The sequence below is a fragment of the Allocoleopsis sp. genome, assembly GCF_036703385.1.
Classification (GTDB): Bacteria; Cyanobacteriota; Cyanobacteriia; order Cyanobacteriales; family Coleofasciculaceae; genus Allocoleopsis.
Genome location: NZ_DATNPA010000803.1, coordinates 1 through 11,483 on the forward strand (window position 1 = coordinate 1; position 11,483 = coordinate 11,483).

The 11,483-nt window shown below is 48.6% G+C and carries 7 protein-coding genes; 5 read left to right on the top strand and 2 right to left on the bottom strand.

The window, feature by feature from the left end:
- The first annotated feature begins 180 nt into the window (after positions 1–180).
- On the top strand, positions 181–648 hold the full coding sequence (locus V6C93_RS37230) for a Fur family transcriptional regulator (RefSeq protein ID WP_349262962.1): 468 nt from the start codon (positions 181–183) through the stop codon (positions 646–648).
- 52 nt (positions 649–700) lie between these two features.
- On the opposite strand, the gene V6C93_RS37235 is transcribed toward V6C93_RS37230, so the two are convergent.
- Positions 701–4,120 (bottom strand): pentapeptide repeat-containing protein, encoded by a 3,420-nt coding sequence (locus V6C93_RS37235; protein ID WP_333481738.1) that lies wholly within the window; start codon positions 4,118–4,120, stop codon positions 701–703.
- Between the two features lie 143 nt (positions 4,121–4,263).
- Here V6C93_RS37235 and V6C93_RS37240 point away from each other — a divergent pair, with 143 nt between their 5' ends.
- From V6C93_RS37240 to V6C93_RS37255, 4 genes are all read left to right on the top strand, one after another.
- Positions 4,264–6,204 carry a hypothetical protein gene (locus V6C93_RS37240; protein WP_333481739.1) on the top strand — a complete coding sequence of 647 codons (1,941 nt, stop codon included), beginning with the start codon at positions 4,264–4,266 and terminating at the stop codon, positions 6,202–6,204.
- Positions 6,205–6,293: 89 nt separating this feature from the next.
- Positions 6,294–8,120 carry a DUF3685 domain-containing protein gene (locus V6C93_RS37245; protein ID WP_333481740.1) on the top strand — a complete coding sequence of 609 codons (1,827 nt, stop codon included), beginning with the start codon at positions 6,294–6,296 and terminating at the stop codon, positions 8,118–8,120.
- 421 nt (positions 8,121–8,541) lie between these two features.
- The gene (locus V6C93_RS37250; protein ID WP_333481741.1) at positions 8,542–9,384 is read left to right on the top strand and encodes a lysophospholipid acyltransferase family protein; all 843 of its coding nucleotides are present in this window, start codon (positions 8,542–8,544) and stop codon (positions 9,382–9,384) included.
- 60 nt (positions 9,385–9,444) lie between these two features.
- Positions 9,445–10,389 (top strand): DMT family transporter, encoded by a 945-nt coding sequence (locus V6C93_RS37255; RefSeq protein WP_333481742.1) that lies wholly within the window; start codon positions 9,445–9,447, stop codon positions 10,387–10,389.
- A 244-nt stretch (positions 10,390–10,633) separates the two neighbouring features.
- On the opposite strand, the gene V6C93_RS37260 is transcribed toward V6C93_RS37255, so the two are convergent.
- Positions 10,634–11,483: CheR family methyltransferase (locus tag V6C93_RS37260; protein WP_333481743.1), on the bottom strand; the 850-nt coding region annotated here is incomplete at its 5' end.

Consider the following 11,483-nt stretch of genomic DNA (forward strand, 5'->3'; position numbering starts at 1 on the left):
AGCTCGGATCGTAACTTAAGCGGTTGCCAGCAGTCTTTCCAAAATTTTTTAGGAATTATTTTAACGACTAACGACTGGCTGAAGTTCCTGAAGTCTGGGCGCAAGGACTTGAGTCTCGTCGCTACAATGAAAGACAAGGAATTTATGGATACGCCAACCAATACATTAAGAGCCTCAACTATGCAATATGAAGCGGCAACTGTGAAACCGATTCGCTCACTGGAAGACGCCCTCAATAAATGTCAAGTATTGGGGATGCGTTTGAGTCGTCAACGTCGCTTCATTTTAGAACTGCTTTGGCAAGCCAAAGAACATCTCTCAGCTCGAGAAATCTATGACCGATTAAATCAGCAAGGTAAAGCGATCGGTCATACCTCCGTCTATCAGAATTTGGAGGCACTATCAAGTCAAGGCATTATCGAGTGTATCGAGCGTTCGGATGGTCGTCTGTACGGCAACGTCTGTGATGCTCACAGCCATGTTAACTGCCTGGATACGAATCAAATTATTGATGTCTTTGTACAATTGCCCGAAGATGTACTCAACCAAATTGAGCAACAAACGGGAGTGCGGATTACGGAGTACAAGATTGACTTCTACGGTTACCGAACGAATAAATCCGAGGTGCAAGCGAAGTCCGTCAACTAAGGTTAGTCGCTGCAAAACTTAGGAGAGAATGGCAGTTTCAGGGGTCGATGAATTAGGGATAATCGAGTGGATTAGCGATCGCCGTCTCTTGATCTCCATATTCATCATCGCTCTCACCGTACCCAGGGTCAGAGAAAGCTGATATTTCCGGCCTAATGTCTTCGTCTTCAATTCGGGCGGTTTCCCCTTCGTAGTCATTGTCATTGCGCTCATTGCTATACCGAGCTTCCGGTAACACCAGTTCTCCTTCTGCACTTTCCATAAAGATTGGAGTTTCTTCCCCTAAACTTTCATCATCTTCAACTTTGCCCAGAATCTTTGTCGGTGTTAAAGATTGCTTGTAAGCTTGGAACTCTTCTGAGGAAAAGATCGCTCCGCTATGAATCGCAAAATCTTTGCTCGGTTCATCTAACTTTGTTTGAAACAAACAGGTATGAGTGAGATTTGCTGATTTTAGATTGGCTCCTTTGAGGTTCGCACCGGACAAATCGGCTCCTTCTAAATTCGCTTCAAAGAGATTAGCATTCGAGAGATTAGCACCTGCAAGACTTGCGCAGGACAAATTGGCATGATGAAGCTCAGCGCTTGCCAAATTGATCCCAATTAACTCCGCTGCCGATAAATTGGCGTGTCCTAGATTGGCCTCGGCAAGCATAGCCTGATTGAGACAGGCTTCTGCTAACTGCATTTTCCTCAAACTGCCTCGTGCCCGTTGCCAAAAAGCCGTTGGAGAGAGAGCTGCGGTTCGACCCATAAAACTTAACAGCAGGTCGGGATCAAATTCCTGAGGAATATCAGGGTTTCCACAAGGCCAGAAGGGAATTTGTGCTTCTTGCGCTCCCGAACATAGCAATAAAAAGACATTAATCCCAACTGCCGCATCAATTTGTAAGACATTCAAAGGATTGTTGAGTGCAGACAGCTGGGAATGAGCTTGGTGAGCAACGCCTTCATCCATCCACTGCCCTCGACAATAGGCTCGATAAAAGCGATAAAGGCGTTGAAAGAGCAAAGAAAAGGAAAAAACGCTAGAATTACGCCTTTGCTCCCGTCGCAGACGCTCAACGACGAGGGCTTCAATTTCTGCCGACAAAATCCCATATCCCAGCAGTGCGTAAAGATGCTGGGCAACGCTGAGAGCGTCGTGGAGTACAAATGTGATTTCATTGTACTGGTCTGGAACTTTTTGGGTGAGAGCCGTTAACTGTTTGGCAATGGCTTCAGCTCCCAGGTATTCCCCTAAGCTGGGGTGAGAGAATTCAACGCTATGGGTTGGGGAAGACAAGGTTGAAGAAGGTGCGGGGGTTGTCGGTTGAAGGTTAGTAGGTTGAAGGTTAGCAGGTTGAAGGTTATATTTTAGGCTTTCAACTCGAGCTACATTTTCGTATGAGTTCCGGCGCTGCGCTAACAACCGTCCCACTTTCGATCCTTTGAGCGGCTGGGAGCGGAAAAAGAGGGCTGGAAGTGCTGGAGGAGAAACCTTGGTCGTCAGCTCATTGCTAGAATGTCTGACGGTTGCTTCTGGTGCTGCCCTTTGGGCGATTAGCAACGCTTGTGCCCCTTGGGCGATCGCATCCGATGACACCTGATATTGACCCGTTTGAATAATCATCAGTGCCGCGAGTTGCATTTGGCGGCGCAATTCTTGGGGATCGCGACCCTGAAGCAGATTAGCGATCGCTTCCAAGCTGCGGCTAGCATGAGCAAAACCTTCGCGAATGAGTTCCGGTAGAGGTCCCTCGCCCGTAGCCGGTTCGCCCAACAGCCAGCGCGTTATCCGGTCATAAATTTCAAACTGAACTTGGGGCGATCCCATCTGGAAAATACTCTCATCAATCCAGCTATCTCGATGTAAAACGCCCAATAAATAAAGCATGAGAGGGCGCGTGACCAAGCTAGCTAAGTCCTTGGCGGACGAACGTTGCTTAAACGCTCCCCCATGCTTCAAGAAACTAAAATAAGCCTGAGCGATGGATTTAGATTGCAGTTTTGCCCAGGCACCAAACCATTGCCGGAACTCATCCTGCCCCATCGGTTCCACAACAATTCGGTGCAGCTGATCGGGTAAATAAAGCGTACTGGTTTGCCTTGACTTTTTGATCAAGCCATCTAACGTAGCGCGGCGGCTGGTTAGAAAAATTTTGTGGCGGGGTAGACCTGTGCTATCAGTGTCCTGATTATGAAAGCGCATGACCTGCTCCATAAACGTCCAGAGGTGACGCTCTGTCTGAGTTGAGCGAGGCAGTTCATCCACTCCATCAAGGATAAGTAAGCAGGGCGGCGAGTTAGGGGAGAACCAGCCATCTGTATCCGTGAAGCGTCCTACAGGAAAGGCGGATTCCAGTGTCTGCTCCAGTGTTTGCCCTAAGGTGGCATCTCTGAGTCGGATTAACACTGGCATCCAATTGGGATAGAGTACTTGAGCCACATGGGCTGCCCAAATCTGGCAGAAACTGGTCTTGCCACCGCCCGCCGCGGCTTCGATGACGGCAATACTGGTTTTATCATCCAACTGGGACATCGCCCATTGCATCAAATCGACGGGTCGTGAGGAGCCTGGTGCTGAAGAGGAGTACTCTTGAGCCTGGTATTCCTCATCCCGAACCACTCGCCCTTTAAGAGGAATGTATAAATCCTTCAGGGAAAAGGGTTCTGCCAGTAGGGGTTCACTGAGGGCGCAGGTTAGCGCGGCTCGGTAGTACTCCCGATTCAGGTTAAGCGGCAGCGAAGCGGTCGAGAGTTCTAAGGGTTGGGCGGGGATCGGCGAGATCGTCGTGTCTCGCAAAGGACCTAAATTGCCCAGGCGCACAAACTTTTGTAGCTGCGCTAAGGGCAGGGGATTCTCTGCAATCACCGTGAGCAGATAACCGGGTAATCCATGACTCAGGCGTTGCGTGAGCAATTTGGCTTCAGTGTCTTCCGTACCATTGGCGATAAACCATGCGATCGCCAAATTATTCATCTGCTGTACCAAAAACGAGTCAGCCACCAGCGACAGAGCCTGCTCCGCTTGACTATCACTGAGGCGTCCTGGTCGCAACGTTTTGAGCAAGGCGACCAATTGCGGGTCGCTCAGGGATTGGTCAGCATCTTGCCCTGCTGGCACCAAAGCTCGGTTAACCCAAGGTCTTCTCAATTGCGATTCTTGTTCTAAAATTCCTTGTAATGCATTGAGATAAGCAACTTGAAAGGTGAGCCAAGTGCCTTCATTACGCTTTAATGGCTTTTTCCGACTCAGAATCCGCAACAGTCCGATACTCAACTGGGAGAGGGCTGGAGCTGCTTCCCATGCAGCTGTTAGCGGCAGCTCCAAAACGTCTGTCAAGGGACTAATCGCAAAAGGATTGAGGCTCTTGACTTCCATATCCTGGGCGAGGCGAAAGGCAATGCCCGCAATCTGGGCACTGTCATGTCCCAGTTGGCGGCGTTCAATGTGGCGCTCCGCTAGCCAATGCCGAATGCTTAGGCTCATGCCACCCTAGTCACTCCAAAATTTGCTCACTCATCCTATTGTGAACCCTATACAATGAGTGCGAATCACTCGATTTCAGTCTCCTAGACTAAAGACGAAGTGATTGGCTGAAGTAGGAAGGATGAAGGACCAAGTATGAAAAATTGTTTTGTCCTTTATCCTTTATCCCTCATCCTTATCAATATCGCCTACCAGGGACTCATCGCGTATCCGTGCCAAAGAAAGAATTGCACCGATTCCATGTCCAAGCGCCCTTTAAAGTTGGTCAACGACGGGGACGCAAACTGGTCATCCGACTGGTAAACAACACTCAACGCTCTTCACGCCAATCCAGTGGCGAGTTGGGCGATGGAAATGGAGAAGCTTCTCAACTTCCCACTTCCCTTGTTCCTTTCAAGAAGCGTCGATTGCAGGTTCGCTTTTGGCGGTGGACGATGCTGTGGCTGAGTATCATCTCCATCATGGGAGTGGCTGTTACCTCAGGGGTGTTGTTATTAACGAAGCTGCCACCTCCGATTGATTGCCGACGTATCTCTGCCTTGTCCGCTGATGGCGATCGCTTGTACTGTGCTCAGCGGACAGCTGAGTCTGGGAAATTAGAGCAGTTAGTCGCGGCAATCCAGTTGGTTCAGCATTGGCCTTCAGGGCACCCTCTCTACCCAGAGGCACAGCGCCAAATGGCGGCGTGGTCTAAAGCAATCCTGAATCTCGCACAGCAGCAACTTCATGAGGGGAACCCAGTAAACGCGATCGCGATCGCCAAGAAAATTCCCTTCAGTAGCCCTATTTATGCTGAGGCGCAAGCCAAAATCACCACCTGGCAACAGCAACTTAACAAGGCAGAGGCTATTACTCGCCAATTTCAGGACGCCCTGAAAGTGCAAGGCTTCCAGAAAGCTTCTGTGTTTGTTACAGAACTATCGCGACTTACTCAAGAATCCTGGAACTTAGCCCGTGTGGATGCCCTGCTCAAGCAGCTGACAGCAGAAAAAGAGGCATGGCAGCAGTTAGAGGAGGCACGGGAACTGGCACAATCTAATACCCTGGAGCAGTTGGTGGAAGCGATCGCTCTGACCACTCAGATCAATCCCAACACCTATACCAAAGCTCAGGTACTACAGGAACAAGCCCGCTGGAGTCGCACCGTTGTGCAAATGGCAGCAACGCTCTTCCAGGAGCAGGATTTTGCGGGAGTTGTTAGGGTGCTAACCAAGATTCCCGTAACGACCCCTCAATACGCGGAAGCTCAGGACTGGATGCGGCTCAGCCGCGCCAGCGAAACCGCGAAGAAAGGCCATATTCTCGCCTTAGTGGACGCTCTGGCAGCGGTACGCCCCATTGAGCAGAAAAGCCCGGTTCACAAAATAGCCTCATCACGAGCCACCCTGTGGCAGTCTCAGTTACAAGATCTTTCCCAGCTGCAATTAGCCAGCTTTTTCGCCAGCTTCCAGCAACGGACCGGTTTCGTCTATGCGATTGAGCAAGCGACTCGAATCGCGCCAGGGCGTCCCCAACGCCAACGCGCCCAAACCCTAATTGCTTACTGGCGTAAGGAAATTCAGCTTATTGATGACCGCAACACACTAGAGGGCGCTCAACAACTGGCAAAGGGAGGGACGATAGTAGAGCTGAAGACCGCTGTGGAACTCGCCAGTCAAATTAAGCTGGGGCAGCCCCAGCGGATCGAGGCTCAAACTGATATCGCCAAATGGACTCGGCAGATTCAAGCGCTCGAAGACCAGCCCATCCTGGATTTAGCCGAAGCCTTTGCTCAACGCCGGGATTTAATTGCCGCTATTTCTACCGCTGGGCAAATTCGTTCTGAGCGACCCCTGTATCCTGAAGCTCAGAAAGCGATCGCTAACTGGGTGGCTCAAGTTCAGACCGCCCAAGACCGTCCGATTCTGGATGCAGCGGCAGCCCTCGCTGCTCAAGGACGCTTCGATGCTGCGATCGCAACTGCTTCTCAGATTCCGCCTGAACGAGCGCTTTACTCACAAGCTCAAGCAGCTATCTCCGCTTGGAACACACAAAAAGCTGCCAGCAGTAGCCAAGGGCAATTCGCTCCTAGTGAGGCAAACTAAAGACAATTGATTGGCAAAGGGGGAGATAGGGAGAATGCAACAAAAAACCTCTCCTCCTCCAACAAAGGTTGCAAGTCCCGAATTTATCTGTGAACTCCTCTCCTCCCCCTACTTCCTCGCTTCCCTATGGAAGAGAGGCGACGCTGACTCGCCTTCTCCTGATTGATGAGGACCCAATCTTCCGGCTGGGTCTACGCACGGCTCTGGCAGCCTTTCCTGACATAGAAGTTGTTGCTGAGGTAGACACTGGGACAGACGCTCTAGAAATGCTGGGGAGCTTGCAGCTAGAGCCCGTAGATGCGATCGTTTTGGAACTCGCTGGTGGTCGCTCTGACGCCAATCTGTTGTCTGGATTGTCACTGTGCCAGCGGCTGAAGACCGAGTATCCTAATTTGCCAGTATTACTCCTCACATCACAATCAGAGCCTTTATTGCTCAGGGCTGTAAAAGAGTCCGGTATTAATGGCTATTGCCCTAAAGGAGTTGCCATTGCCGAACTCGTCCAGGTCATTCGCCAGCTTGTATCCGGTCAAGCCTATTGGCCGATGCTACTGGAACTGCCACCCGCACAACCACAGTCTGTAAGCCCTCCCAGCTGGCATCATAAACTGCGCTCCTACGGACTGCGACAGATCGAAGATACCTTGGCGTTGGTGACACAAGAGCTACAACAACCCAATCTTTCCAACCTCGACTGGTTGTTCTGGAGTGGACGCCGCCGAGAACTTTTGGCAGCCCGCTGGGTAGTCAATCAGCTGTTACCGACCGATGTCATTGTGATGGGAGAGAGGGACACAGACGCCAACCGAGAGAGCGGGAGCAATTCACTTCCTCACCCCCGAACTGGGCTACGTCCCCACTCAAACTCTGGGGCTGTACTAACCTCTCGCTCTGCTGTTACCCCCTCAGCCCCTTACTCCCTCGCGTCCAATCCCCAAGACCCAATTTCTCAGCCAGCTACACCTTTTGATGTGACTTTGGCAAAGCTCCAATCGGGTTTGTCCAACCTCAGTGGTGTCCCGTTAGAAATTGATATTCTTGCAGCTGAAAAAAAGCGAGATTTACTGTATATTGTTTTACAACAATTAGAGGAAACGCTAGAGGAGTTGCGTTTTTCCCAGGTCACGATTGACCAACTTCCCCAAAAGCGATCGCAAATTTTGCTGGATTTGTGGCAAACCTCAGTCATCAATTTTTTTGGCAAGTATTACACGTTACCAATGGGTAACCAAGAACTGGAAGTCGTTAATGTTTTGTTTGGCTACGCTGGTATTGTCCAAAATTCAATTTTAGATAAAATTCCCTTGATGATTGAGTTTTTATCCCAACAGTTATTTGAAACTCCCTTAATGATTGATAATGTATCTTATTCCGCTCAGACACCTGAAGCTCTAGCCCAATCAGAAATATTACTACAAAACCTGATTATTCAAGCGGCTAATGCTGTAATTCAACCCCTATTAAACGAATTTCCGGACAGCGAAATAATTAAGCAAGCTTTTTATGATAGGGAGTTCATTTCATCACGAGAAATTGCCAAATTCCGCAATAATTTATCTTGGAAATATCGCCTTGCACAATGGCTAGAAGAGCCAAAAGCCATCTTTGAGAGTCGATATAATTTATTTGTCCTGAGTGACACTGGCATCAAACAGGCATCAATTTATGTCCCTCGTCGTCAAGAATTAGAACAGTTGCAGGGCATTCAGTTAGCTGTGACTATAGCCTTTGAGGCACGGGATGCGATCGCGCCTCGCCTGCGTTCTACAGTTGCTTGGGCTGGTAAAGGTGTTGTCTACGTCCTCACTCAAGTGATTGGTAGAAGTATTGGGTTGGTGGTTCGTGGTGTAATTCAGGGTATTGGTAATACCTTACAGGATGCGCGGTTTGGGAAAAATAGCGAACGAGGCAAGTAATTATCTGTATGGTGAACGTTGAGAAAAAAACGCTTTACCCCGCAGTAAGCTGTCGCGCCTTCAAGTTGCACTTTATGAACGGGCAAGATGCCCATTCCACAAGAGTTTCAGAAATTTGATTATGCAAAATTGAACGCCTGTTAGCTTAGTTAGCGCTTGTAGTAGGTCATACCAAATCCGCCTTGCTAACCCGCTTTTCGGCTTAAGTATTTTTTCCCTTCTGCCTTCCACCAAAAAAGGGGTAGTTAACCTGGATTTGGTATCACTTATCCTACCTGTATCATAAGCATGAGAACCCCAATTCTGTTAAAGAAGTTACCTCCCCTGTGAAGTTATCAGCCGTAAAGTATATTCAACCAGAACGAAACAATATAAAGTTCAGTAACTGCTTAATACTTCCCAATCCCACTCTAATTCGCCGATGCCTAAACAACCTGACCCAACAGCACAACCGGGATGGTCTTTAAATCAACGTAATCCTAAAGTTATTCAATCTCTAATGCCGCTGTGGGAGTGGCTGTATCACTACTATTTCCGGGTACAAACGAGCGGCTGGCACAATATTGGGCTTTATGACCAAGTCCTGCTCGTCGGTTCCCATAATGGAGGGCTAGCCGCCCCTGATATGCTCATGATGATGTATGACTGGTTTCGACGATTTGGTACTGAGCGGCCTGTCTATGGTCTGATGCATCCGTGTGTCTGGAAGGCAGTTCCGATGGTCGCACACCTCGCGGCACAGGTTGGCGCTGTCCCGGCGCATCCTAAAATGGCGATCGCAGCTTTGCGAAAAGGTGCCAGTGTTCTCGTGTATCCTGGTGGAGCTAAAGATGTATTTCGATCCCATACCTTGCGTGACAAAATCTGCTTGGGTGGTAATCAAGCCTTTATCAAACTGGCACTAGGGCACCATGTCCCGATTGTGCCGCTGATTTCCTCTGGTGCGCACGATACACTGATTGTCTTGGCTGACTTGTATCAACAAGTGCGACAACTCCATGAATGGGGAATTCCTTGGTTTTTGGATATCGATCCAGAAGTTTTTCCGATTTATCTGGGATTACCCTGGGGATTAGCGATCGGCCCTCTGCCTAATATTCCACTCCCTGTACAAATCCACACCAGGGTTTGTCCGCCGATTATTTTTGAGCGTTATGGTCGAGAAGCCGCCCATGATAGTGATTATGTGGAGGCTTGCTATAACCTCGTCTGCGAAAAGATGCAGCAGGAGTTAGATGATTTAGTTCGAGAGGTGGAACAGTAAAAACCTTTTCAGGTCATCCCCTCAGTAAAATCAAACTGTACTTCATCGTCAATTTCAGCGGTGCTTGGCTTCCTGATCGTTCTGCTATCATCTGTCTTTTTCTGCTTTCAAAATGTAATTGTTCGAGTTCTCTTCAACCAACACACGATTCTAGGACTTCTCCAGACGGGGGGTTTTGTTACGCCAACCTTGGAGAACTCTTTCTTATTGATGTTCATGCGAATGCTGTTAGTCGTTCCATTGATGGCACTCCTCGCACCGAAACTCTATCCTGCAACCTGGAAAGATATTAGACAGTTAGGGAATATAGAACAACGCACTCTGCTGCTGCAATCTGTGGGATGCGGGGTTCTTATGTTTCTCTACCTGGCAATGATTTATATTTCCATTGGGCTAATTCCTACGGGCATTGCCATGACTCTGTTCTTTACTTATCCTGTTTTCACGGCGCTATTTTCCTGGCGATGGTTTGGGACTCGTCCGACGCTGTTTCGCTGGAGTGTCATGGGATTGGTACTACTGGGCAGTTTTCTGACCATGCCCTATACTGAGACGGCAACGAATCACCTCACCCTCATCGGTATCATCACCGGGATTGCCTCCGGTGTTGTGTATGCTCTCTATACAGTTGTGGCTCAAAAGAGTTTTGAAACCCTGCATCCTGTTCCCTTTACTTGGATTAGTTTTGCAACTACCTTAGGGTTATCCGCCGCGAGTCTTGTAATCTGGAATGTACAGGATGCTTATTTGTTCTGGATTCCCCTGTGGATTGGAGCGCTCCTGTCTGCGATCGCTACTTTTGTCGGGCACCTGATGAACAACTTCGGGATTCGCCTGATCGGTGCGACATCTGCCTCGATGATTGGCGCAAGTAATCCAGCACTGACGGTGATTTTGGCTTGGTTAACGATTCAGGAAACACTACAGGGTTTGCAACTGCTGGGAGTGGCGATCGTGACGTTGAGTGTTGCACTGCTGAGTCAAGAGCGTAGTTTATCGAAGTAATATCATTTCTATTTTGAGGTATTCCAGCTATTTCTGACCCATACCGTTTGTTGTAGCCCCCATTCCGCACCCTAGATGGATTGAAGGGGTTGACATGACTAGGAGTTTCGCGGGCTTATTCCTGTAAGTCTGTTAGTTTGGAAGTCTGTAACTTTGTAAGTTACTAAGTTATAGAAGCAATGATAAAAGTTCCGGAATTACAACATCTGCTCACGTCCCTCTTCCTCTAAAAAACTGTCACTCTTCAATTCTTATCGATAACTTGCATCTCTTGGTGTACAGTTTCTAACTCTTGTTGAGTGGATTCTAATTCAGCGTGTGTGGTGTCTAGCGCGGCTTTTGTCTGTTCGAGTGTTTTAGAGACTCTTGCTAAGTCTAAATTCGCGTATTCAAGTCTCTTCTCAAGCTGCTTATTGCTAGTAACATCTGTAAAGGTCAAGTTTATACCCACCAGATGACCGTCGGAACTGAAAACAGGGGTGATAAAGATGTCGAAATAGGTTGTATTCGTTGGCGATCTCCACTCTACATTTTTCAGAGTGAATGGACGAAAATCCCTATTGACCTGTTGGATAGACGTGCATAAACCAAGAATCTGCCCAGGTTTTAGACTTCGCAGGGGACGCCCCACGTCGTTGATAGTTAAGCCAAATAGACTGTTTGCCTGTTCGTTCGCCATAATTAGGCAACTGTTGGAGTCTACTGTTAGCTGGGCAAAGGGACTCGTCTCAAATGCTGTTTGCCAGATGCGGATATGGCTGGTTAGAAAATCGACAGCTTGCTTTTTGCTTGTTCGCGGACTGATTTGCCAGTGTTCGTCCATCCCCAGTTTCAGCCCTTTTGCAAAAATCCGATGCTTCAGGTGAACTGGAGTGAAAATTTGTCTTTTGGTGATTATTGTCTCTGCCTTGCCGAGGAAAAGAAAGCCGTTGTTCTTTAGAGCAAAATGAAAGCGAATCAGAATGTTGGCTTGAGTGTCTGCATTGAAGTAGATTAGAGCATTGCGGCACACCAACAAATCAATCTTGGACATGGGAGCATCAGAAGCCAGGTTGTGACGAGCGAAGATGATGGTGCGGCGAAGTTGTGGATGA

Coding starts and splice junctions, on each gene's coding strand:
- V6C93_RS37250 (WP_333481741.1), top strand. CDS start 8,542: ATGCCTAAACAACCTGACCCAACAGCACAACCGGGATGGTCTTTAAAT.
- V6C93_RS37230 (WP_349262962.1), top strand. CDS start 181: ATGCAATATGAAGCGGCAACTGTGAAACCGATTCGCTCACTGGAAGAC.
- V6C93_RS37235 (WP_333481738.1), bottom strand. CDS start 4,120: ATGAGCCTAAGCATTCGGCATTGGCTAGCGGAGCGCCACATTGAACGC.